Genomic DNA, 22,162 nt, shown 5'->3' on the forward strand with positions numbered 1-22,162 from the left:
ACAATGAGACCTTAGGCCGTATGGCCGTTGCTTACGAACGAAGAGACGGGCTGCTTTTCCCAGTTGCTTTGAATGAACCCCAGCCCATCCCGCATGAGTTGCTCTTCCGAATCGAACATTTTTCGCCAGATATTGGCTACACTTAATTTGGTACTGAACGCTTCGATACTCAGCCAACCCTGGTAGTTGATGTCACGAAGACCCTGAAATACGGAATCCCAGGCTACGTTTCCTTTACCGGGTGTCGATCGATCATTTTCCGAAAGTTGTACGAAGGTGATGCGGTCGCCGAGTTGCCGGATGGTGTCGCCGATGTTTTTCTCCTCTATGTTGGCATGAAACGTATCGAACATGATTTGGCAGTTGGGATGGTTGACGTCATCGACAAAACGAGCCAGTTCTTCCCCGCAACTCGTCAGATACATTTCAAAACGGTTGAGGTATTCCAAACCCAGTCGAATGCCTTGTTGCTGAGCGTACTCCGCCAGAATCTGTATGCTTTCTACGCCCCATTTCCACTCATCGGCTGTAGCGGGCTGACCCGTAAAGACCCCCAAGGCCGAATGATACGGGCCCATGAGGTGCGTGGCTCCTAGCGCTACGGCACAATCCACACTGCGGTGCAGGTGTTCCAGCGTAGCTTTTCGCATGGCCGCGTCTGAACTGATCAGATTATGGTCCGGTCCGCAAATCACGTCGGCCTGCCGCTTGAGTCCCAGCTCATCCAGGCGATCCGCCCAGCTGCGGTAAAATTGGGGATTGGTTGAAGAGATCGGCACTTCTACGCCACCAAAACCAATGTTTCTGATTTCTTCCAGCGTTGGAAAAAACGATTCGTCCAGAGTAGGCCCCCACAGGAGCAGATTCATGCTGTAGATCATGATACAATTTTATGTCGGGAAAATGATAAAAACTCCGTCATCTTTGACCAACATCTACTGTATTTTGACCTATTTTGTATTTTTGATTATTTATTCTGCAAAATAAGATTAGATACACCTATGAAGTCTGCTCTTCGGAAAACCATTGAGAACCCCGTTGCTTCGTTTACGATGCAGGAATTGGTCTCGCCCTACTTTGATCCGAACTGGCATTTCCATCCCCACTACCAATTATTTACGGTGGAAGAAGGAACGGGTACGCGATTCATTGGTGACAATATTCAGCCCTTCGAACCGGGCGATACGGTCTTTTTAGGACCTAACATTCCGCACCTCTGGCGAAGCGACCCGCCGTATTTTCAAACGCATTCGCAGCTACAAACCAAAGGAATTGTCGTGTACTTTACGGAAGATTTTCTGGGTACTGATTTTTTCCAGCGACCGGAGATGCACATACTCCAGAGCTTTTTTCAGCACGCGGTTCGCGGCGTAGAAATCAAAGGCCGCTTGCGGGAGCAGATTCGGGAAAGCATGAAGCAACTGCTCAAGGCAACGGGTTTCCAGGCCATTCTACACCTATTGACGCTATTGGATGAATTGGCTCACAGTGAGGAATGTCAGGCCATTGCCAGTCTGGGCTACGTCAATACGCACAAAGTTTCGGAAACCGAACGCATGCAGAAAGTACACGATTATGTACTGGACCATTTTCAGCAGGAGATTCGCCTGGACGAGATGGCTTCGCTGGCGGGTATGAGTGCTTCGGCTTTCTGCCGGTATTTTAAAACCCGTACGAATCGTACGTTCTCCGAGTTTGTCAGTGAAGTACGGATTGGCTACGCCTGCAAACTACTCATGGAAGGGAAGCTGACGATCACGCAAATCTGTTACGAAAGCGGTTTCAATACCATTTCCAATTTCAACCGCCAGTTTAAAGAATTGACGGGTCTTACCCCCGCTCAGTACCAGAAAGCTTACCGATAAGGCATAAAAAAAGAGCGGAGAAATCTCCGCCCTTCCGTTTTTCGCTCGTTGATATGACACTTTTGAAAGCGAGTGTACGCTTATTTAGGTTCAGCCTGCCGCTCTAAATCGAACAGTTCCGAAAGCACATCGGCCAACTGATCGGCGTCGCCGCGACGACAAGCGTTTTTCAGATTGACAGCCGGTGAACGTAAAATACGGTTGACGATGTTAGACGTCAATTTATCGAATTTCTCGGCTTCCTGGGGCGTCAGGTGTTTGAGCTGACGGGCCAGTTCTTCCTTGCGAATCTGATCCAGGGCCTGTTTGAATTTTTGAATCGTGGGGGATACCACCATCTCTTTCGACCAATCCTGAAAACCAGCCATGGCTTCGTCCAGAATGCGGTGTACCTGTGGTACAGACTCCAGGCGGCGTTGCAGAGCAGCGTTCGCTTTGGCTTGAATGTCGTCGATGGCGTATACCAGTGCTCCGGGTACTTCTTCCGCCTGCGGAGCTACGCTACGCGGCACGGAAAGATCGATGAAGTACTTGAAGGTTAGAATATTGAGTTGCTCGACAAACGCTTTGGTAAACAACGGAGTTGCTACGCGTAGGGAAGAAACAATCACATCCGCCTGGGCTACTTCCGCTTCCAAATTCTCCCAATCCGCTACCCGAAAATCGGTACCTTCCGCCAAGCTCACTGACTTCGCATACGTACGATTGAGTAACGTAATCTGAGCAAAACCCTTGTCGGCCAAGTTCTTCACCACGTCCGTACCAATCTCACCCAGACCTACGACGAGAACTTTGGGTAAGGTATGATTCTGCGTTAAGTCAGCGATCAATTCCACCGTTGCGTACGAAACCGAAGCGGCTCCGTCGCGGAAACTGGTCTCCTGAGATACGCGTTTACTGGCGAAGAAAATCGTGTGCATCAACCGGTGCAGGAAGGGACTCGCTACATCGGCGTCCACCGCCCACTGGTACGAATGTTTTACCTGATTAGGAATCTGGAGATCGCCAACCACCTGCGAATGCAAACCAGTAGCCACTTCGAATAAATGCCGAATGGCCTGCGTCTGATCGCTTAGATTGACGAAGTATTCGGGTAGGTCAGCGGGTTTTTCCAGACCTTTTTCAATAGCCAGTAACTTAATAATCGACTCGGCATAGTCTGCCTCAGCCGTGTAATATATTTCCGTACGATTGCACGTTGATACTGCCAAAATATCCTGAAAACCGAAGAGTTCTTTCAATTTCAAGGAAAACGTTTTGGCTTCGCTCTCATCCAATGCCACCAACTCCCGGACTGCCAAGGGAGCGGTTTTGTACGATAAACTGATTGCTCGAAACGTATTAGCCATCTGCTTTCACTAAAATCACACAAAAATACGTCAGGATAACTTACACTAGGTCGTAATAAATCCCATTCTTTTTTATTTAGAATGGATCAAAATTACTTATTGAATTTTCCAATTTAGTCATAGAAAAACCTGATGAAAATCATTGAAATAGTCGAGATTTGTCCGCTGATCTCCACGGATTTAGCTCGTTTTCAATTTTTGCTTACTCTCTGTATACCGACGTCCATGGGTTCGACGTTGGCACTTATGAAATGAAGAATAGTACGGCTCCTGCCCCCCCCAAATTACGTTCCGAAAATCGGCTGGGAAGTCTGCCCGCCCGGATGCTTTCCGGCGATTTATATCAGCAGAAAAATCAGGTTAAAATTGGTATTTTATTAATACTGATGGCCTTCTCGGGTGCCTGGTTTTACTATACAAATACCCTTATTGTCCGCCTGGAATCCCACGAAGAAGAAGAAGTACGTCTGTACGCGGAAAGCTTAGAGTACGCCCTGACGAGTCCGGTTGAAACGGACGTTAATTTCTTTTTCGATAAGGTCGTGAAGATCAATACCGAGATTCCGGTCATTTATGAGTATCAGGGTCAATATCAATCCATTAACTTAAAATTACCGGAGAATACCCAAGAAATTCCGGCCTTTCTCAAGCAAAAATCGCAGGAATTTCAAACGACGCATCCCCCCATCGAAATTGATGGCGGCTTTGGCAAAGGATACATTTACTTTAGCCATTCTTTCCTCTTTACCCAGCTTCAGTATTATCCAGTTATCATGCTACTGGGCTTACTGGTCTTTGGCTATCTAGCTTATTTAGCCTTTAGTGCGTCTCGGCGATCGGAGCAAAACCGGGTTTGGGTAGGTCTAGCCAAAGAAACCGCTCACCAATTAGGTACGCCGCTTTCGGGTTTGAAAGGCTGGGTGGAATACTTCAAAACGGACCCGGATCGCTACGAAACCGAATTTGTACTGGAGGTGGAAAAGGATGTAGAACGACTGGAAACCATTACTGCCCGTTTCTCCAATATTGGTTCCGTACCAACGCTACATCCCGAACCCTTGGCTCAGCATGTCGAGCAGTTTGTGGATTATTTGAAACGGCGGGTTTCCTCCAAGATCAAATGGAACGTCAACAATGAAATCCCCGCGGGTAAGATGATCCCCGTCAACCGAAATCTGTTTGAATGGGTCGTTGAAAACCTGTGCAAAAATGCCGTTGATGCCATGGAAGGCGTAGGCGAACTACGGATTCACCTCTGGGAAAAAGCGGGACAAACGTATATCGACATCAGCGATACGGGAAAAGGCATTCCAAAATCGCAATGGAAGCAGGTGTTTAATCCTGGTTTTAGTACCAAGAAACGCGGCTGGGGTTTGGGCCTAACGCTCGCTAAACGGATCATTGAGAATTACCACCGGGGACGTTTATATGTGAAAGCATCGGAGCCCGGCAAAGGCACTACCTTTCGTATTTCACTCCCCTCCTGAAACTAGTGTACCTAAAAAAGAGCCGGTCGAAACCGGCTCTTTTTTAGGTACGATCATCGCTAGTTTTTACTGAGCCCGCACCACTACGGAAGGTGTTTCCACTTCATTGCTGACGTTCATGCCCCGGTCCCGAATGCGAATCATGAATTTAAGCGTGTCATTCCGCGTCACCGCTCCGTAAGGTACCATGATGGCCCGTTGCAGTGTTCCTTCAATGGGACCTACTTTGTTATCGGTACGGAGCCGCGGGAAATTTCCAGAGTTAGAAACCCCGAAGGAGGCACTTACGTCCTGAAATTGTCCTCTGATCCGACGAAACGTACGTACTTCGTAATTAAATCCGTTATTAAATTGAATGGAATCCTGGGGATAGGTACCCGGTGAAAGGCCCAAGTCTCCGTCTCCATCCTGAAACTTCACGCCAATCACCAGTGAATCCTGGGCATTTCCCAGACGATCTCGAATGTTGGCGTACTTGGTAAGCGTCGTCGAACCGTCCAGTAGCATGGGTACATTCGAAAAATCCGGCTCAGCCGTACAGCTGGCCAGGGCCAATACCGCTATCGTTATGGAAAAGATAAATAATAATCGTTTCATAGGAACCTAAATCATTTCGTCTCTGTCATAAACGACGAGACGGGCGGAAAGTTACGTAAGCCCTTTGGTAAATTAAAATTGCGCTGCATTTTGCCCTTTAGAAAGGAATTGCCCAATCGGATTGCCCGGCACTTGACTTCGATTTCAGCCCTCGTCTTTTACCTACGTACTGCTTTTTAGTAATCATCATGTCCATTCAGCAGGAGCTTAAAGACCGCGTATTAGCGTTGGAAGAAACCTCTTTTCCAGCCCTGGCCTTGGAAGTTTTTCAGTTTCAGGCGGCTCAAAATCCGGTGTATCAGGAATATTTACGGCATTTACGGATTTCCCCTACGCAAGTGAAGACGGTAGCACAAATCCCGTACTTGCCCCTTGAGTTTTTTAAAACCCATCCCGTACTCTCTACCCCCGTTTCCAGCCCCCTTATTTTTGCCAGTAGCGGTACTACCGGACAGGTAACGAGTCAGCATTACGTAGCGGATCCGGCTTTTTATGACCAGATTAGTGAACAGATTTTTGAACGCTTTTACGGTCCCTTGCAAGATTTTCACATCTTGGCTTTGTTGCCCTCCTACCTCGAACGGAGTAATTCTTCGCTGGTCCACATGGTCCGGCATTTTGTAGAGAAGAATCAGTCGGACTATTCGGGTTTTTACCTGCATAATACGGATGAGCTGCTCGAACGCCTTCGGGCCCTTCAACCGGACCGGCAGCGTAAAGTGCTTTTAATCGGGGTCACGTTTGCCCTGCTTGATCTGGCGGAAACGGCCGATTTATCGTTTCTGGAAGACATGCCTCAACTGATAATCATGGAAACGGGCGGTATGAAAGGCCGGCGGCAGGAATTGCTTCGGGAAGAAGTCCATCAACTACTTACGAAAGCCTTTCACGTACCCGTCATTCATTCCGAATATGGCATGACGGAATTGCTATCCCAAGGATACTCTTTTGGCGAAGGTTTGTTTCATCTACCGCCGAGTTTGCAGATTAGTCTCCGGGATGTCAATGATCCGTTTACGTATTATTCCCGCAATGAACCTTCGCGGCGTTCGGGCGGACTCAATGTAATTGACCTGGCCAATATTGATTCGTGCAGTTTTTTAGAGACGAAAGATTTAGGCAGTTATGGGCCCGAGGCCAATAGTTTTCGGGTACTGGGTCGCTTCGATAACTCTGATATTCGAGGTTGTAATTTGATGGTACTTTAGCAGGATAAGTCTATGCGTTTTTTGATTCGTATTCTCTTTGTAGTGCTGCTTCTGGCGGCGGCTATTTACGGCTGGGAACAACTTAAATCACGAAAGTTCTTTTTGCAAAGACCGGAGCCCGAGGTGGTTTCCAATCATAATATTGTACTACGCGAAATTACCTCGCTGGGCAAACTAGAGCTGGTTAAATACAATTTTCGCGATGTCGTCGATCAGCAGATCACCCGTCAGTTTTTACCCGATGCGAAAGCACTACTCATTATTCAGGGCGAAGCCGTCGGTTGTCTGGATTTGACGAAGATGACGGTTACCGATTTGGGAGAAACGGGGGATACGCTAATTGTACGTTTACCCGATCCAGAAATCTGCCTGGCCCGGGTCGATCATTCGAAATCGAAAGTATACAATACGGAATTCGCTTTCAGTGATGAGGCACTTTTGATTGAGCAGGCGTTCAAAAAAGCGGAGGAACAGGTACAAACCTCGGCTATCCAACAGGGTATTTTGGAACAAACGAAGCTAAACGCTACTAAAATTCTTCGTCCGATGCTGGAAAAAGTCTCCGGCAAAAAAGTACTGCTTCGATACCGAATGAAAGGACAGATTGACGACCCCCGTTAAAGCCATTGTATACTTTTTTGAGCCCTCTCTTTCATGACTAACGCATCAATCATGAAGGAAAAAGTAGCAATTATAACGGGTGGAGCTCAGGGCATTGGCCGGGTACTAGCTCAAGATTTATTACAGAATGGTTACGCAGTAGCTATTTGGGATTTTGACGAAGAAGCACTCACCGAAACCGAACAGGCTTTAACAAACCTAGGCCCCCTACTGACGGTACGCTGTCAGGTAGGGAAAATAGCCGAAGTAGAAGCGGCCTTTGCGACCACCCTTGCCAAGTACGGCCATCTGGACGTCCTTATCAATAATGCGGCGGTATTTGAAGCCAAGCCCCTGGAAGAATGGACGTTCGAAGACTGGGATCAAGGTTTGGGTATTAACTTATCAGGTCCTTTTTATGCTAGCAAGCTGGCGGCCCCTCACCTGAAAAAGACCAAGGGATCCATCATCCATATGTGTTCGACGCGAGCGTTTCAGTCGGAGCCGGGGACTTTTGCCTACTCCGCGTCCAAAGGCGGCATTTTTGCCCTAACTCATTCTTTAGCCATCAGCTTAGGTCCTGATGTACGGGTGAACTGCATCTCTCCGGGCTGGATTGATGTCTCTTCGTTGAAGAAATCATCTGCCCGTCAGCCTGAAAAATTGAGTAAAGCCGATCATGAGCAGCATCCGGCGGGCCGCGTAGGGCAAGCCGAGGATATCGCTCGCATGGTTCTCTTTTTACTCAACCCCGACAACTCTTTTATCACGGGTCAGAATTTCTTCGTGGACGGCGGTATGACCAAGAAAATGATTTACGTATAAATCCAATAAAAAACCCGCTGACTAAAGTCAGCGGGTTTTTTATTACGTATTACTCTTCTTTGCCATCATCTACTACGTTCGGCTCCAGCGTATCGACGAGTGCTTCGTCATCCCCTTTCACCTTCTCCTTGATTTTGGCTTCCAGCTCGTCAAGCAGTTCCGGATTGTCTTTCAACAACTCCTTCACGGCATCCCGACCTTGACCCAGACGGTTGGTACCGTAGCTGAACCAAGAACCGGATTTCTTAACGATTTCCAGTTCAACGGCTAAGTCAAGGACCTCGCCTACTTTGGAAATACCTTCGCCGTACATGATGTCAAACTCGATGACTTTGAATGGAGGAGCCAGTTTGTTTTTCACCACTTTCACGCGGGTACGGTTACCCGTAATACTATCGGCTCCTTCTTTGATTTGTCCGGCCCGGCGAATATCCAAACGAACCGAAGCATAGAATTTCAAAGCGTTACCACCGGTAGTCGTTTCGGGGTTACCGAACATCACACCGATTTTTTCCCGCAGCTGGTTAATGAAGATACAGCAGCAGGACGTTTTATTAATAATACCCGTCATCTTACGCAAGGCCTGCGACATCAAACGGGCTTGCAGACCTACTTTGGAATCACCCATGTCGCCTTCAATTTCGGCTTTGGGTACCAGAGCAGCTACGGAGTCAATCACAATAATATCAATGGCACCTGAAGAAATCAGATGCTCGGCAATTTCCAAAGCCTGCTCCCCGTTGTCGGGTTGAGCAATCAACAAATTGCCCGTGTCAATACCTAATTTTTCCGCATAGCTACGATCAAAGGCGTGTTCAGCATCAATGAAAGCGGCTAAACCCCCTTTCTTTTGGGCCTCCGCAATGCAATGCATCGCGATGGTCGTCTTACCGGACGATTCAGGTCCGTAGATTTCTACGACCCGTCCCCGGGGCACGCCACCAATGCCTAAGGCCAGATCAAGACCCAGTGATCCCGTTGAAATGACGGGAATATCGAGCACTTTAGCGTCTGAAAGACGCATGACCGTACCTTTACCGTAGGTTTTGTCTAATTTTTCAATGGTCGTTTGCAGAGCTTTCAATTTCTGTCCTGCATCAGTACCGGTTGCTTGTGCCATGTATCAAAAAACGAGCTATTGGGTGAAGAATATGATCTAAAATTACTGCTTTTCGGGCAAATATCCTAACCATTGACTAAAAATTGTTGTATTTTTTTAATCAATCCGCAAAAGATACGCTGCCACGTCCTGAATACAGAAACATAGTTACTTTGAAAACACGATTGGATGAATATCCGTTTATAAAAAAAGAAATATTATTGATTTTCCGGTTTCCCCTAGAATTTTTCCATGAAACGTATCCTGAAGCGAGTCTTTCTGAGTTTGAGCGTATTACTGCTTGTATTGATCATCTGGCAGTGGGATTGGGTGAGCTATGGCTACGGCCAACTCAGTGGAGGAGCTCGGGTCATTCTCCAGGCTAAGCCCGTCGAAGAAGTACTGACGGATCCAGCAGTCCCCGATTCAGTAAAAGCCAAACTTCGCTTTGTTGAAGAAATCCGGCAGTTTGCCATCGACTCGCTTGGCCTCAATGCTACGCCCAATTACCAAACCTATTTCGATCAACAGAATAAACCCATCTGTTACGTACTTACGGTCGCGGAACCGTATCGGATTAAAGCCGTTGAGTTTTCGTTTCCACTCATCGGTTCGTTTACGTATAAGGGTTTCTTCGATTTGGAAAAAGCCAAACAGGAAGCCCAGCTCTGGAAGGATTATGATACCGAAATTAGTCCCGTCTCCGCCTACAGTACGCTGGGTTACTTTCATGATCCCATTCTTTCGGGGATGCTGCAATTGTCAGAAGGGCGATTGGCGAGCCTAATTATGCACGAAATGACTCATTCTACCTTATTCATCAAGAATCAGCATGAATTCAATGAAAACCTGGCCAACTTTATTGGCGATTACGGAGCCGTACGGTTTTTGGCACAGCGTTTTGGAACCGATTCACCGCAGTATCGCAGTTATCAGGAAGGAAAAGTGTTTCGTGAACGGTATATCCAGCATTTTAATCATGGAAAAGAGTTACTGGATCGTCTATACGAAAGCTTTACGGACCATCTGCCCAAGGCTCGGAAGGATCAGCTCAAACGAAGGCTGATCGGGCAAATCCTACAGCAGTCGGATTCCCTGTACCAGGATTTGTCTCACGTGAAAAAGCGAAGCTGGCCCACGGATGTAAACAATGCTTTTTTCGTCGGTTTTTCAACGTATAATTCCCGGAGAAATGAATTCGAAGTTGACTTCCGGGAAAAATTTAATAGTGACTTTAAGCGTTATTTACAGCATTTAAAAGCAAAATACGGCCGCTAAGCAAGAACATCGCCGTGCCACTTTGAAACCCTACTGAAAAGATTTAAAGTTGCAGCATAGAAACCTGGCGACTTGATCCTATCCCCACTATTGCATGAAGAGGTTCCGTAGTTATACATTTTTTACGTTGGTAGGTAGTTGTCTGGTAGGGTGTTTACTGGCGTTCACACAACCGGAGCCTAAAGTAGACTCGGTTATCAATCAGGGCGAACATCTGGAATATCGGGTGCATTACGGGTTTATCAATGCCGCCGAGGCCATCGTGGATGTGAGTGATAAATTTCACCGGGTGAAAGGAAAAGCCTGTTACCGGGTAACGGCCATCGGACGAACGACGGGGGCTTTTGATCTGGTTACTAAAATCCGTGATAGCTGGACCTCGTACATGGATCCACAAACCATGTTGCCGATTGACTTTGCCATGAAACAACAGGAGGGTCGCTACTACAAGGAGCAACGCGTTTCTTTTGATCAGGAAGGCGATAAACTTACTTCCGTTTCCAAAGGCAAAAACTCAGCCGAAGTCGTTAAAGATTTTAAGGTACCCGGAGACGTGTACGACGTAGTGAGTGCCTATTTCTACGTACGGGGTCTGGATTTCAACAAAATGAAAACGGGACAACTCACGGCCGTTAAGATGTTTTATGACAATGAGTTTATCGATCTACGGATTCGGTACGCCGGCAAAGAAGTCATCAAGACCAAATACGGTAAGCTCAACACGCACCGGATCATCCCTCAAATGCCCAACAACCAGTTATTCGATGGCAAAGAAGCTATTCGCATCTGGGTGTCGGATGATGCCAATAAAGTGCCCGTTAAAGTAGAATTTGACTTAGTAGTTGGATCGGTAGCCATGGATTTGAAAGATTACCGGGGGATGAAAGAAACCTTTAACTGGCAGTAAAAAGCCCTACCGCAACAAGCGATTTTTCAGTTTCCATAGCCATTGAATGATTTTCGGTAGCCGATTGCTTCGCAGTTCATAGTAGGCGACTACGTGACTCCCGAAACTGGCGTAGAACTCGGCAATGCTGGGTACATTGGCACTTTCAAAATCAAACCACGCCTGCCTTCCGGCCTGCTGCCGAATAAACTGATCAATTAAAAACGTTCGAGCATTGGCTTTCCTACCTTCCGGCGTAGCCGCATTAAACAGGTACAGGGTTCGTTGCTGAAAGGTTACAAACCAGGCTCCCGCCTCTACCCGACTGTCTTTTTCGGCATACCATAAGTCCGAATAGCCCCGTTTTTCACACGCTTCAAACAACGTTTTTAGCAAGGCATAAGCTCCTGGGTGAACCCCACCTTCAATTTGATGCGCGTGATGCTGCCTGAAAAATTCCGCTAATGGGGTGATATCGCTTCCTTCCCGGCAGGTCCAATCCGCCTGATACGCCCGCTTGACATTCATTTTGCGATCCCGATTGTAACCCTGGTAAAGGATTTCATACGGAGCATCCAGCGATAGTAGATGCGTATGCAGCTGACGAAGGTTTAACGCTGGAAAGCTACTCAGTATTGAAGCTTCGGGAAAGTTGAGTTGATAAGTGGCAATGAGCGCATAGTTAGCCAGCAGGGCCTTTATAAAATCCTTTTGAATGGCTACGGGAAGTGATTCAGCCGAATACAAAGCCAGAAACTGACAAAACAGGGGCTGATGCACCATGCGTATCCCATAGCGTCGCTGGACGGGTACGGGTAAAACGGCTCGGTACAGTTGGGAGGATTGTTCCTGCCAAACCAGGCATTCCCAGTCGGGTGAGACCTGATCCAGCCACCAGGAAAGTCCGTAGATGGTGCCCCATTCGGATTGCTCCACGCAGGCATCATACGCCTGTACATCGACCTGGGAACGGCGAAGATGATGAATCATTCAGTGCAGGTTGAAAGCCACAAAGAAAAGCAGTCTTAACTTTTCTTGCCGAAATTTTTCTGTAATTCCTGCAGTTGTGCCTTTACCTCCGCATTGTGCTCCTTGAGTTCGGAGATGGTCTGAATGGCGTGAATGACCGTCGAGTGATCGCGGCCACCGAAATGGTATCCGATGGATTTGAGGGATAGATCGGTATAATCTTTGGCAAAATACATGGCGACCTGCCGGGGAAAGACAATCTCTTTCTTGCGGCTCTTGCCTTTCATATCCTGCAAACTGATCCGGTAATGCTGGGAAATCGTCTCCATGATGGTTTCGATGGTGACTTCCCGTTCGGAATCCTGAACAATGTTGCGGAGTACCTGCCGGGCCAGATTCATGTCAATCTCCCGCCGCAGCAATGTGGCCTGAGCGATGAGCGACACGACGACTCCTTCCAGTTCCCGTACGTTGGTATCAATCGAGTGAGCCAAATATTCGATCACTTCGTAATCAATATCAACGCCGTCACCATGCAACTTCTTCATGATGATAGCAATCCGGGATTCGAGGTCCGGCATTTGCAAATCTGCCGACAGCCCCCACTTGAACCGCGACAACAGACGATCCTGTAAGCCCTGCAAATCTTTCGGCGGGCGGTCAGAAGTCATGATAATCTGCTTGCCCGTCTGGTGCAGGTGATTGAAAATATGGAAGAACGTTTCCTGCGTACGTTCCTTTCCCGCCAGGAACTGAACGTCGTCGAGAATCAACACGTCCACCTGGAGGTAGAAATTAGTAAAGTTCTGAATCGAGTTATTTCGCACGGCCATCACGAATTGATTCATGAATTTCTCCGTGGAAACAAATAACACAAATTTCCCCGAATTGGAAGCCTTGATCTGATTACCAATGGCTTGGGCGAGGTGCGTTTTCCCCAAACCCACGCCGCCGTAAATCATCAGCGGGTTAAAAGACGTAACACCGGGCTTACTGGCTACGGCCTGTCCTGCCGAACGAGCCAGTCGATTAAAATCACCCTCGACGTAATTTTCGAAGGTATAAATCGGATTGAGATAAGAAGTAAGCTCCAGACCATCCAGATCCGGTAACTCGAAAGGATTGCGAAGCTGTTCGGGTTCCGAGGCCTTCTTAGCCGGAGGAGCCGAATTTTGCGGAGCAGGCCGCTGGTTGGGTACGGTATAACCCATGGGTGGCTTCTTGTCGTCACCCCGGTCTACAATCACCGAATATTCCAGCATTCCCTGACGACCAATGGCATGGTCAATCGCCCGTCGGAGTACGTGAACGTAGTTTTCTTCCAGCCATTCGTAGAAAAATTCGCTAGGTACCTGAATCGTCAGCGTGCTTCCAACCAGACGTGCGGGCACGATCGGCTCGAACCAAGTTTTGAAACTTTGTTCAGGCACGTACTCACGTATGATCCGTAAACACTCTTGCCAAACGGATTTGGCATCACGCACGACAGTCTGCAAGGCTATTTCAGGCTGGATTTTTCATAAGGGGAGGCAAAGATAAAAAAACCGATTCTGCCTCGGCTAGTCTTCGGACAATTTCCTTTAAAAAATTTTGAGCATACTCTTTTTGGGAAAGCCGTTTCACAAATTAGAAAATTTCGGGTAGACGAACGAATATTTTTATTGATTCGCTGGATTTACAACCTAACCCTATGAAAAAGCACCCAAGTGAACTTTTTGCCGAACTTCCCGCACGTCAACGTTCCTTTCAACCCGTACCCGATTTTTTACAGCCTGCCTTAACCGAAACCCTACTGGGCTGGCAAATGTTGCCAGATACAGATCCCTGGGCGGCAGGAATGCCCTCGCAGGTGCTCTTGGTCGACCCGATTCTATCCCATGAGAAGCGATTGGAATGGCATGCTCCTGCTCCTCCCCCAAGCGACCTGGAATCCTTCGACGCTCTAGAATTAGTATTAGAACAGCCCTGGGAAGAACCCCTGGAGACGTACCTACGTCCCTTGGATGCCCAACGCCTCGCGCTGTATTTTTCAGGGAATGTCGATTTTCTGGCCTTAGGTGATACGCTGTCCGCATGCTTTCCTTACCCGATACAGGGTGGTTTCGCCAGCAAACTTCAACCTGAATTTCCAGGTTTCGAGTTAGGGTTACTACGCAAAACCGACGCATGGCCCGAATTCCGGCCTTTTCGTTTAACGGTAACCGCGGATGGTCTAGCCGGTTTGAGTCATGCCTTTCTGAGCGTGCATCGCTGGTTACAAGCTTTTCTCGATACCGATTACTCGACGCATCAGCTTCTTTCAAACGTCCAATTTTCTTTTGAACGGAGTACCGATACCTTGCTGGACTGTATTCGCATCCGGGCCTTTCGCTTACTGCTGGCCCAGTGGCAGCAGGCCTTCAGCCCAGCAGTTCCAACGCCCTTATTTATTCATTTACATCCAGGTGATTACCCTGACTGGTTACTAGCTCAAGTCAATGCGTATACGGTCGGTACAAAAGCAGCTATCCCTACAGAAAACTATTCAGAAGCTTTTTTACAGGCCCTTACTTGGTTCGTCGCTCAAAAAGTATGGGCAAACGTGATGATTTCCATGGAATGATACCGATTTTTATAGGTGTCTTACGTCCGTCGGCAACGACTCTGTTTTAACCTCTTACTTGAAATCGCATGCTTCGCTCCCTTTTTGTACTTACGTTGTCCGCCCTTTTTTGTACGAATTGTGTATCCGTTCGGTCCAATACGAAAGCGGGTAGCGTACCCGCTTTTCAGCGATTGTTAGTCGTCCTAGAGGATACGCCTCGGGAAACGAGCAATGCCCAACGATTTTTGAAAGAATGCCCTGCCAACTACACCCTTTGTACGGCCTCCTACCAACCCGCTCTGGCATTCGATTCGCTGTCAGACTTCATTACCGAGCAAAATCAGACGTGTCAGGCGGAGGTAGCTTTGATTGTTCGTCGCACGCGGTCGCTCGTACGAACGGATTCCTATAATCGCACGCGGGTAACGGGCCAAGTGTATCAGCTTGAACTGCAGAATTTACCATCGCTTCAGCCCTTCTGGAAAGCCGAGATTAAAGCGGAAGGCACCGATAAGGTACCCGTTACGGCCATTTTTAAGCGACTAGCTAAAGATGGTATCCTGCAGCAGTCCGTAGCCAGTCGATAAAAAAGCTTTAATTTTAAAACTATTCTTATATTTTTTTATACCATTTCAAGTAAAGTATAGCCTACAAGGCAGGAAGTGCCAGCGTTTTTTTTATTTTTGAGTTTTCTAATTTACCTTATTAGGGGGTGCTTCAACCGTTTTCGTAGATCAAATGCTGCTATTAAGGCTAGGCTTTCTAGATATTGATTTTCTTGACCTGATTGATATTGGACTGGTTGCATTCCTACTCTATCAGGTGTATTTTCTCATTAAAGGCAGTATTGCTAGCCGCGTTTTTCTGGGCTATTTGCTGGTGTATGGCATTTACCTCATTGTCCGGGCATTGGGCATGGAATTATTGTCCACCATTCTGGGACAATTCATGGAAATCGGTGTACTAGCTTTAGTAGTGATTTTCCAGCCTGAAATTCGAAGGTTTCTTATTTTTGTAGGCCGCTCGACTAATCTGCAACAGTATCCCATTCTACACCGCATTTTTAATCAGAAATCCGAAAAACAGAGTAACTGGGAATTACAACCCGTGATTGATGCCGTTAAGAAATTAGCTGCCACGCGTACTGGAGCATTGATTGTAATCAAAAAAGAAGATCCCCTGAAGCGTTACATTGAGTCCGGCGATGCCCTGGATGCACAGTTATCACGAGCCCTTTTACTAGCTATTTTTCAGAAGAACGGACCTTTGCACGACGGAGCCGTCATCATTTCCGATCATCGCATTAAAGCCGCCCGCTGTATGCTTCCCATTTCCGAAAATCCGGATTTACCGGCCATTCTGGGCTTTCGTCATCGGGCAGCCATTGGTCTTTCCGAACACTCAGACGCGGCAGTTATCGTTGTTTCTGAAGAACGAGGGGAAATTTCCATGGCAACGGAAGGCGGTGAGCTCCATCGCCACCTTCCGATTCATGAATTACAAAATCAGTTAGTCGATTACTTACGCCAACGCTAATTGCTATCTTTCTTCACCGCCCGGCGATAGGTCTGTATCGCCCGCTCCCGAGCGGTTTCGTGCTCTACTATGGGATCGGGGTAGTCCACCTGATCTATTTCGGGTACCCATTTCTTCACGTATTGTCCCTTGGGATCAAACTTCTTCGCCTGCAAAGCTGGATTGAAAACCCTAAAATAAGGCGAGGCGTCACAACCACTTCCGGCGGCCCACTGCCAGCCCCCATTATTGGCAGAAAAGTCATAATCCAGTAATTTCTTAGCAAAATATGCTTCTCCCCAACGCCAGTCGATGAGCAGGTGTTTGGCAAGAAAACTGGCCGTTACCATACGAATCCGGTTGTGCATGAAGCCGGTTTCATTCATCTGCCGCATGCCTGCATCCACGAGTGGATACCCCGTGCGGCCCTGGCACCAAGCTTCAAATTCTGCCTCATTGTTCCGCCATTGGATTCGGTCGTACTCTTTCCGAAAGGCGTGACCCGTATTAATATGCGGGAAATGGTACAAAACCTGAAAATAAAAATCCCGCCAAATCAATTCATTCAGATACGTCGGACTTAACTCTTGAGCCTTCCGAGCCAATTCACGAATGGATACGGTACCGAATCGCAGGTGAATAGACATGCGGGAGGTCGCCTCTAAAGCTGGATAATCCCGCTTTTCAGCGTAGGTTTCGATGGTAGCTACGGGAATTTCCTGAGCGGGGAAGGGTTTGCCTAGGGCTTCAAAATTCATCGATTCCAGCGTGGGAACTCCAGAAAAAGAACCCTGATAAAATTGTTTGAAGTACTTCTCGGTGGGATACGAACGCAGATAAAAATCATTCACCTTAGCTTTCCAGGCCTTACTGTAAGGAGTAAAAACGCTGTAGGGTTTGCCCGCTTTACTGAGTACTTCATCGCGATCAAAAATACATTGGTCTTTGTAGCTGTAGAGCGGGATATCCTGACTTTCCAGTAAGGTCCGAACGGCTGCATCACGATCAATCGCGTACTGCTCATAATCGTGATTGATGTGTACCTGAGCGATATTGTATTGCTGGAGTAGCTGCTTCCAAACCGGTAACGGTCGGTCGTAATAGACTAGTAGATCCGAACCGTGTTGCTGTAAGGCGGTCTGTAGCTGAGTAACCGTTTGGTGAATAAACTCAACCCGGCGATCGCGGCGATCGTCTAGATCGTCCAGAATTTCCCGATCAAAAATAAAGAGTACGACTACCGGATGACCACTCCGTAGGGCATGATACAAGGCAGCCTGGTCTTGTAGACGCAAATCCCGGCGTAGCCAACAAATGGTAATTTTTTCCTTCATATCGAAGTTCTCTTACAAAAAACAGACCAGGGTTCTCAGGAAAGAATCCGTCGATTTCTTTGACTTTGTAAGCTTTTCCTGATACGTTCGCAAATGGCATTATGTTTTTGCCTGATGTATCGAATCAGTTTGGGATCCGGTTTTCCCAGCCCGTTCTTTCGCCGTATTGATTCTAATCCTTTTTTATTCGCAGCAGACCGCTTTATTTTAATTCTATGTTTCTCTATAACATCACGTATAATATCGAACATGCCGCTCACGATGAATGGATCCAATGGATGAAGCACACCCATGTTCCAGCGGTGTTAGCCACGAATCTGCCCATTGGTAACCGCATTTTCAAGCTGCTTACTGAAATTGATAACGGCGGCGTCACGTACTCTTTTCAATTTTTCTTCGCTGATCAAGAGGATTATAATACGTACATTACTGAACACTCGTCCCGTCTTGCGGCTGAAGTGGACCGCCGATACGGCAGTCAATACGTAGTCTTCCGTACGCTTCTTCAGGAAATTGTATAAATAGTTTAAGTGAGCCGAACTTTCGTTTGTGACCCAGCTGTTTTGCTGGCGTTGTGATTAATGAGGTAAACCCCTCTAAGTTTACGTCTATCTTCTGGAAACGGTCACAATAAAGCGTTTCTTCGTAGCTCACTTCAACTATCCCTTTCATGAGTTCTCTACAACTCGAGTCCTTATTTCCCCTTTCCGACCAAATCCCTGCGGAATACGCCCTTACCGAACCCCTGGAACAACGGGAATACCTGGTGGGCGGTGCCATGAAAGCCTGGAACGGCAACACGCAAGCCGTCTATTCACCGATTTATACCCGCACGGCTGAGGGTGCTCAACAGATACGAATTGGCAGTTATCCCGTGGTAGATGCTCCCGACGCGATGGAAGTGCTCTACGCGGCGGTAAAAGCGTATGACAATGGTCGTGGTGAGTGGCCCACCATGTCGGTCGCGGACCGGCTAGCCTGTATGGATACGTTCACCAAGAAAATGGTGCAGAAGAAAGCGGAAGTGGTGAAATTACTCATGTGGGAAATTGGTAAATCACTGGCGGATTCCGAAAAAGAATTTGATCGTACCGTTCAATACATTCATGATACGATGGATGAATTGAAACGAATTGATCGGGAAAATTCAAAATTCATTATTGAAGAGGGAATCATTGGTCAAGTGCGTCGGTCCCCCCTTGGCGTAGTGCTTTGTATGGGGCCTTTCAATTACCCACTCAATGAGACCTACACGATGTTGATTCCAGCCATTCTTATGGGCAACGTCGTCCTGTTCAAACCTCCCAAGCACGGAACCTTACTACACTATCCTTTACTAGAAGCCTTTAAAGAGAGCTTCCCTGCGGGTGTTGTTAATACCGTATACGGTCGGGGAAATACGGTCATCCCTACCCTGATGCAATCCGGTAAAATTGACGTTCTGGGACTGATTGGTTCTAGCCGAGTAGCTTCGGACTTGAAAAAGATGCACCCCAAGACGAATCGCTTGCGGGCCATTCTCGGATTGGATGCTAAAAACGCGGGAATCATTCTGGAAAATGCCGATCTCGATTTAGCCGTTAAAGAATGCGTATTGGGAGCCTTGTCGTTTAATGGTCAACGTTGTACCGCTCTTAAAATGCTTTGGGTACACGAAAGTCGGGCCGAAGAATTCCTGGATAAACTTAGCCAGGCCGTTAGTCATCTAAAGCTGGGCATGCCCTGGGAAAAAGGCGTAAACCTGACGCCCTTACCCGAACCCAATAAGCCGGCGTATCTGATTGAGTGTATTGAAGATGCGAAACTCAAAGGAGCCCGGGTCGTGAATCCCCACGGTGGTGAAAATTACAAATCGATTGTCTACCCGGCTATTGTGTACCCCGTTACGGAAGGTATGAAAGTCTACCGGGAAGAGCAGTTTGGCCCGCTAATTCCGGTAGCTACCTTTAAAAGTGAGGAAGAACCCATTCAGTACTTGATTGATTCGCAGCACGGACAACAGGTGAGTATCTTCGGTACGGATCCCCTGGAAATTGCGAATCTGGTTGATCAACTCGTCAATCAGGTTTCGCGGGTCAATATTAACGCCCAGTGCCAGCGTGGACCGGACATGTTCCCCTTCACCGGTCGTAAAGACTCCGCCGAAGGTACACTTTCGGTCAATGATGCCCTACGTTCCTTCTCCATCCGGACCATTGTTGCCACCAAAGAGACCGCAGAAAATAAGAGCATTGTCAATGAAATTCTCCGGGACAATGAATCCAATTTTCTGTCAACCCGGTATATTCTGTAAGCCTTTTTTCGATCCTACTGCTGAAGAGTACCTTTCCAAACACGAAAGGTACTCTTCGCATTTTTAAGGACTTCTATCGCTAAATCTTTAGTAACGATCTCCAGCCTTCTTCGTTACGTTTCATCCATAATTAAAATTATCTAATTACTATTATCGTATTTTCTTACCTTTTATCTTTAGTGCCTATACGCCCCCTACTTTAACTATTCTATGCTGCAAGGCTTGTTCAAAAAGAAAGCCACCACTCCGGCTGCCGGGTGGTTTGGCCGTTATGACTCCTGGGATCAGGTACTTCAACAAACCACGGGATACGACGCTGATCTCATTCTGGAGAAAACAAAACAGGCCTTATTGCAGGTCAAAAACGGGACAGCAGTCTATGAACGGGATTCTGTTCTTTTTGATCAAAAGCTGTATCCCTTTCCACTCTTAACCTTTTTACTGCACAGTGCTCATCAAAAGCAACGACCCTTGCACGTGCTTGACTTTGGAGGCTCTTTAGGAAGTACGTATTATCAAATCAAAGAATTCCTAACGCCCCAAGTCTGCCAAAGCTGGAACGTTGTTGAGCAGCCCCATTACGTGAGGTGTGGAAACGAATACTTTGCGGATGATGTACTACACTTTTTTCCTTCGATCCAGGCCTGTCAGGAAACGTACCCCACTGATTTTATCCTTCTTTCGAGTGTCGTACAGTACCTCCCCCAACCGCATACCTTTTTAGAAGAACTCATCGGTTGGGGCTTTGAATTTATTCTTTTGGATCGTACGGCGTTTATTGAGGAAGCTCAGGACCGTTTGACTTTGCAACGCGTACCCCCTGAAATCTACCCGGCTTCTTATCCGGCTTGGTTTTTCCACGAACCCACTTTCTTAGCTCACTTTCAAAAAGCCTATACGTCTGTAGCTGATTTCACTTCCTACGTACCCGGCGAAGCAATAATGTGGATTGATAAGCAACCCCTTGGATACGATAAAGGATTCTACCTAACCAAACCATAACAGTGCTTTACTTCTGTACGCTTTTCAATGCCACGTATCTGACGCGTGGCGTCGCGATGTATGAATCGCTCAAAAAACACTGCCCTCATTTTCACCTATACATCTATGCGTTCGATACGCATAGCTATGAGGTATTAGAACGGCTCAATCTTTCGCAGGCTACTATTATTGGTTTAGACGAATGGGAAGATGAGCAACTGCTTCAGCTAAAGTCCTCCCGAACGGCGGGAGAATATTGCTGGACCTGTACGCCAGCGACCATCTGGCACACCATTCAGGCCTATCAGCTTCCCCATTGTACGTATATAGATGCCGACTTACTCTTTTTCAGCAATCCAGACGTCTTGATTAAAGAAATGGGGGAAGCGTCCGTGCTTATCACACCCCATCGGTATACGCCTGCCTATGATCAGACCGAAACGAGCGGCAAATACTGTGTGCAGTTCGTCACGTTTAAACGCGATGCCCGGGGTCTAGAGGCCCTAGCCTGGTGGAAAAAGGCCTGTATCGACTGGTGTTATAATCGGTTTGAAGACGGAAAGTTTGGGGACCAAAAGTACCTGGACGATTGGCTCGACCGCTTTTCGGGCGTGCACGAACTGCAGCACTTAGGTGGCGGCGTAGCTCCTTGGAATGTACAACAGTATGCCTTTATGAAATCAGAGCCGCAACTGCAGGGAAAAGATCTATTCACCGATGAAAGCTTTGAAGTGGTCTTTTATCATTTCCATTCCTTTAGTTATAGTAGGAGTAACATTTTAAGGCTTTGCAATCCATCGTATATGCTACCGGATAGTGCGATTAAACATCTCTATGCTCCTTACATTAGAGCACTGCAGCAATCCTACGAAGCAATTAGACAAGTGAATCAAGCGGCTACTAGTCATGAAATAGCCAATAACGTCTCCTGGCTAGGTCGCTCGTGGAAAAAGACGATTCTCTTTTGGATTAAAGGGCATTATGCGAATCACTACCATCAATTTAGATTCAGACATGGTTTAATCATTGGCCGATAAACGTAAAAAGCCTTCTGAGTGATCAGAAGGCTTTTTTGTAGCTATTCTATTCTTTAGTTACAGCTGTAGCGGCTGTATCATCTAGGGTATCCAGCAAAAAAAAAGAAGCTCCTATGGAGGGGAGCTTCTTTCGATAAAGGGGAGGCGATTACCTACTTTCCCGGGGGTGAACCCAGTATCATCGGCGGAGCGGGGCTTAACGGCCCTGTTCGGGATGGGAAGGGGTGAACACCCGCCCTATGATCGCCCTTGGCT

General features: G+C 47.3%; 21 protein-coding genes and 1 rRNA gene. 14 read left to right on the forward strand and 8 right to left on the reverse strand.

Annotation, left to right across the window (positions count from 1 at the left end; genetic code table 11):
- Nucleotides 1–11 precede the first annotated feature (11 nt).
- Complete coding sequence (locus C5O19_RS23520; RefSeq protein WP_243406488.1) at nt 12–869, reverse strand: sugar phosphate isomerase/epimerase family protein; 858 nt, start codon at nt 867–869, stop codon at nt 12–14.
- 132 nt (nt 870–1,001) lie between these two features.
- On the opposite strand from C5O19_RS23520, the gene C5O19_RS23525 reads away from it, so the two are divergent.
- Nucleotides 1,002–1,865: a helix-turn-helix domain-containing protein gene (locus C5O19_RS23525; protein WP_104715826.1), complete on the forward strand. Its 864-nt coding sequence runs from the start codon at nt 1,002–1,004 to the stop codon at nt 1,863–1,865.
- Nucleotides 1,866–1,945: 80 nt separating this feature from the next.
- Here the strand turns inward: C5O19_RS23525 and hemA are convergent, their stop codons facing one another.
- Nucleotides 1,946–3,214: a glutamyl-tRNA reductase gene (gene hemA, locus C5O19_RS23530; protein WP_104715827.1), complete on the reverse strand. Its 1,269-nt coding sequence runs from the start codon at nt 3,212–3,214 to the stop codon at nt 1,946–1,948.
- Between the two features lie 251 nt (nt 3,215–3,465).
- Between hemA and C5O19_RS23535 the strand changes: the two genes are divergently transcribed.
- Nucleotides 3,466–4,701 (forward strand): sensor histidine kinase, encoded by a 1,236-nt coding sequence (locus C5O19_RS23535; RefSeq protein WP_243406489.1) that lies wholly within the window; start codon nt 3,466–3,468, stop codon nt 4,699–4,701.
- 66 nt (nt 4,702–4,767) lie between these two features.
- Here C5O19_RS23535 and C5O19_RS23540 read toward each other — a convergent pair whose 3' ends face one another.
- Complete coding sequence (locus C5O19_RS23540; RefSeq protein WP_133163439.1) at nt 4,768–5,298, reverse strand: hypothetical protein; 531 nt, start codon at nt 5,296–5,298, stop codon at nt 4,768–4,770.
- A gap of 188 nt (nt 5,299–5,486) precedes the next feature.
- On the opposite strand from C5O19_RS23540, the gene C5O19_RS23545 reads away from it, so the two are divergent.
- The 3 genes from C5O19_RS23545 to C5O19_RS23555 are packed head-to-tail and all read left to right on the forward strand — an operon-like array spanning nt 5,487 to nt 7,931.
- Nucleotides 5,487–6,506 (forward strand): acyl transferase, encoded by a 1,020-nt coding sequence (locus C5O19_RS23545; protein WP_104715829.1) that lies wholly within the window; start codon nt 5,487–5,489, stop codon nt 6,504–6,506.
- A gap of 12 nt (nt 6,507–6,518) precedes the next feature.
- Nucleotides 6,519–7,127 (forward strand): DUF4230 domain-containing protein, encoded by a 609-nt coding sequence (locus C5O19_RS23550; protein WP_243406490.1) that lies wholly within the window; start codon nt 6,519–6,521, stop codon nt 7,125–7,127.
- A 33-nt stretch (nt 7,128–7,160) separates the two neighbouring features.
- The gene (locus C5O19_RS23555) at nt 7,161–7,931 is read left to right on the forward strand and encodes an SDR family oxidoreductase (RefSeq protein ID WP_243406491.1); all 771 of its coding nucleotides are present in this window, start codon (nt 7,161–7,163) and stop codon (nt 7,929–7,931) included.
- Between the two features lie 49 nt (nt 7,932–7,980).
- Here C5O19_RS23555 and recA read toward each other — a convergent pair whose 3' ends face one another.
- A complete protein-coding gene (gene recA, locus C5O19_RS23560; protein WP_104715831.1) occupies nt 7,981–9,051 on the reverse strand; it encodes a recombinase RecA in 1,071 nt (356 codons plus the stop codon).
- Nucleotides 9,052–9,282: 231 nt separating this feature from the next.
- Between recA and C5O19_RS23565 the strand changes: the two genes are divergently transcribed.
- Together C5O19_RS23565 and C5O19_RS23570 are read left to right on the forward strand one after the other, a co-directional pair.
- A complete protein-coding gene (locus tag C5O19_RS23565; RefSeq protein ID WP_243406492.1) occupies nt 9,283–10,308 on the forward strand; it encodes an aminopeptidase in 1,026 nt (341 codons plus the stop codon).
- 94 nt (nt 10,309–10,402) lie between these two features.
- Complete coding sequence (locus tag C5O19_RS23570) at nt 10,403–11,215, forward strand: DUF3108 domain-containing protein (RefSeq protein ID WP_104715832.1); 813 nt, start codon at nt 10,403–10,405, stop codon at nt 11,213–11,215.
- Between the two features lie 6 nt (nt 11,216–11,221).
- On the opposite strand, the gene C5O19_RS23575 is transcribed toward C5O19_RS23570, so the two are convergent.
- A complete protein-coding gene (locus tag C5O19_RS23575) occupies nt 11,222–12,184 on the reverse strand; it encodes a GNAT family N-acetyltransferase (RefSeq protein WP_104715833.1) in 963 nt (320 codons plus the stop codon).
- 35 nt (nt 12,185–12,219) lie between these two features.
- Entirely contained in the window at nt 12,220–13,647 is a 1,428-nt protein-coding gene (gene dnaA / locus C5O19_RS23580; protein ID WP_394341804.1) for a chromosomal replication initiator protein DnaA, read from the reverse strand.
- A 206-nt stretch (nt 13,648–13,853) separates the two neighbouring features.
- Between dnaA and C5O19_RS23585 the strand changes: the two genes are divergently transcribed.
- The 3 genes from C5O19_RS23585 (at nt 13,854) to cdaA (ending at nt 16,283) form a co-directional block, all read left to right on the forward strand.
- On the forward strand, nt 13,854–14,765 hold the full coding sequence (locus tag C5O19_RS23585; protein WP_104715834.1) for a hypothetical protein: 912 nt from the start codon (nt 13,854–13,856) through the stop codon (nt 14,763–14,765).
- Between the two features lie 68 nt (nt 14,766–14,833).
- Nucleotides 14,834–15,334: a hypothetical protein gene (locus tag C5O19_RS23590; RefSeq protein ID WP_104715835.1), complete on the forward strand. Its 501-nt coding sequence runs from the start codon at nt 14,834–14,836 to the stop codon at nt 15,332–15,334.
- Nucleotides 15,335–15,485: 151 nt separating this feature from the next.
- Nucleotides 15,486–16,283, forward strand: a complete 798-nt coding sequence (gene cdaA / locus C5O19_RS23595) for a diadenylate cyclase CdaA (RefSeq protein ID WP_104715836.1) — start codon at nt 15,486–15,488, stop codon at nt 16,281–16,283.
- Here cdaA and C5O19_RS23600 read toward each other — a convergent pair.
- Nucleotides 16,280–17,596 carry a cryptochrome/photolyase family protein gene (locus tag C5O19_RS23600; protein WP_104715837.1) on the reverse strand — a complete coding sequence of 439 codons (1,317 nt, stop codon included), beginning with the start codon at nt 17,594–17,596 and terminating at the stop codon, nt 16,280–16,282. The two genes, cdaA and C5O19_RS23600, sit on opposite strands and share 4 nt — an antisense overlap.
- A gap of 215 nt (nt 17,597–17,811) precedes the next feature.
- Between C5O19_RS23600 and C5O19_RS23605 the strand changes: the two genes are divergently transcribed.
- The 4 genes from C5O19_RS23605 (at nt 17,812) to C5O19_RS23620 (ending at nt 21,907) form a co-directional block, all read left to right on the forward strand.
- Nucleotides 17,812–18,117 (forward strand): DUF4286 family protein, encoded by a 306-nt coding sequence (locus C5O19_RS23605; RefSeq protein ID WP_104715838.1) that lies wholly within the window; start codon nt 17,812–17,814, stop codon nt 18,115–18,117.
- A gap of 149 nt (nt 18,118–18,266) precedes the next feature.
- Nucleotides 18,267–19,889: an NADP-dependent glyceraldehyde-3-phosphate dehydrogenase gene (locus C5O19_RS23610; RefSeq protein ID WP_104715839.1), complete on the forward strand. Its 1,623-nt coding sequence runs from the start codon at nt 18,267–18,269 to the stop codon at nt 19,887–19,889.
- Between the two features lie 210 nt (nt 19,890–20,099).
- Entirely contained in the window at nt 20,100–20,891 is a 792-nt protein-coding gene (locus tag C5O19_RS23615) for a methyltransferase, TIGR04325 family (protein ID WP_104715840.1), read from the forward strand.
- Nucleotides 20,892–20,893: 2 nt separating this feature from the next.
- Nucleotides 20,894–21,907: a glycosyl transferase gene (locus tag C5O19_RS23620; RefSeq protein WP_243406493.1), complete on the forward strand. Its 1,014-nt coding sequence runs from the start codon at nt 20,894–20,896 to the stop codon at nt 21,905–21,907.
- 139 nt (nt 21,908–22,046) lie between these two features.
- On the opposite strand, the gene rrf is transcribed toward C5O19_RS23620, so the two are convergent.
- A 5S ribosomal RNA gene (gene rrf, locus C5O19_RS23625) occupies nt 22,047–22,158 on the reverse strand.
- Nucleotides 22,159–22,162: the final 4 nt, after the last annotated feature.

It is taken from the genome of Siphonobacter curvatus (assembly GCF_002943425.1).
Lineage (GTDB): Bacteria > Bacteroidota > Bacteroidia > Cytophagales > Spirosomataceae > Siphonobacter > Siphonobacter curvatus.

Excerpts from the sequence above, each read along its gene's own strand:
- C5O19_RS23520 (WP_243406488.1), bottom strand. The coding sequence starts at position 869 with ATGAATCTGCTCCTGTGGGGGCCTACTCTGGACGAATCGTTTTTTCCA.
- C5O19_RS23570 (WP_104715832.1), top strand. The coding sequence starts at position 10,403 with ATGAAGAGGTTCCGTAGTTATACATTTTTTACGTTGGTAGGTAGTTGT.
- C5O19_RS23555 (WP_243406491.1), top strand. The coding sequence starts at position 7,161 with ATGACTAACGCATCAATCATGAAGGAAAAAGTAGCAATTATAACGGGT.
- C5O19_RS23590 (WP_104715835.1), top strand. The coding sequence starts at position 14,834 with ATGCTTCGCTCCCTTTTTGTACTTACGTTGTCCGCCCTTTTTTGTACG.
- C5O19_RS23605 (WP_104715838.1), top strand. The coding sequence starts at position 17,812 with ATGTTTCTCTATAACATCACGTATAATATCGAACATGCCGCTCACGAT.
- C5O19_RS23550 (WP_243406490.1), top strand. The coding sequence starts at position 6,519 with ATGCGTTTTTTGATTCGTATTCTCTTTGTAGTGCTGCTTCTGGCGGCG.
- cdaA (WP_104715836.1), top strand. The coding sequence starts at position 15,486 with ATGCTGCTATTAAGGCTAGGCTTTCTAGATATTGATTTTCTTGACCTG.
- C5O19_RS23535 (WP_243406489.1), top strand. The coding sequence starts at position 3,466 with ATGAAGAATAGTACGGCTCCTGCCCCCCCCAAATTACGTTCCGAAAAT.
- C5O19_RS23610 (WP_104715839.1), top strand. The coding sequence starts at position 18,267 with ATGAGTTCTCTACAACTCGAGTCCTTATTTCCCCTTTCCGACCAAATC.
- hemA (WP_104715827.1), bottom strand. The coding sequence starts at position 3,214 with ATGGCTAATACGTTTCGAGCAATCAGTTTATCGTACAAAACCGCTCCC.
- C5O19_RS23585 (WP_104715834.1), top strand. The coding sequence starts at position 13,854 with ATGAAAAAGCACCCAAGTGAACTTTTTGCCGAACTTCCCGCACGTCAA.
- C5O19_RS23565 (WP_243406492.1), top strand. The coding sequence starts at position 9,283 with ATGAAACGTATCCTGAAGCGAGTCTTTCTGAGTTTGAGCGTATTACTG.
- C5O19_RS23545 (WP_104715829.1), top strand. The coding sequence starts at position 5,487 with ATGTCCATTCAGCAGGAGCTTAAAGACCGCGTATTAGCGTTGGAAGAA.
- C5O19_RS23540 (WP_133163439.1), bottom strand. The coding sequence starts at position 5,298 with ATGAAACGATTATTATTTATCTTTTCCATAACGATAGCGGTATTGGCC.
- C5O19_RS23600 (WP_104715837.1), bottom strand. The coding sequence starts at position 17,596 with ATGAAGGAAAAAATTACCATTTGTTGGCTACGCCGGGATTTGCGTCTA.
- C5O19_RS23615 (WP_104715840.1), top strand. The coding sequence starts at position 20,100 with ATGCTGCAAGGCTTGTTCAAAAAGAAAGCCACCACTCCGGCTGCCGGG.
- C5O19_RS23525 (WP_104715826.1), top strand. The coding sequence starts at position 1,002 with ATGAAGTCTGCTCTTCGGAAAACCATTGAGAACCCCGTTGCTTCGTTT.
- recA (WP_104715831.1), bottom strand. The coding sequence starts at position 9,051 with ATGGCACAAGCAACCGGTACTGATGCAGGACAGAAATTGAAAGCTCTG.
- C5O19_RS23575 (WP_104715833.1), bottom strand. The coding sequence starts at position 12,184 with ATGATTCATCATCTTCGCCGTTCCCAGGTCGATGTACAGGCGTATGAT.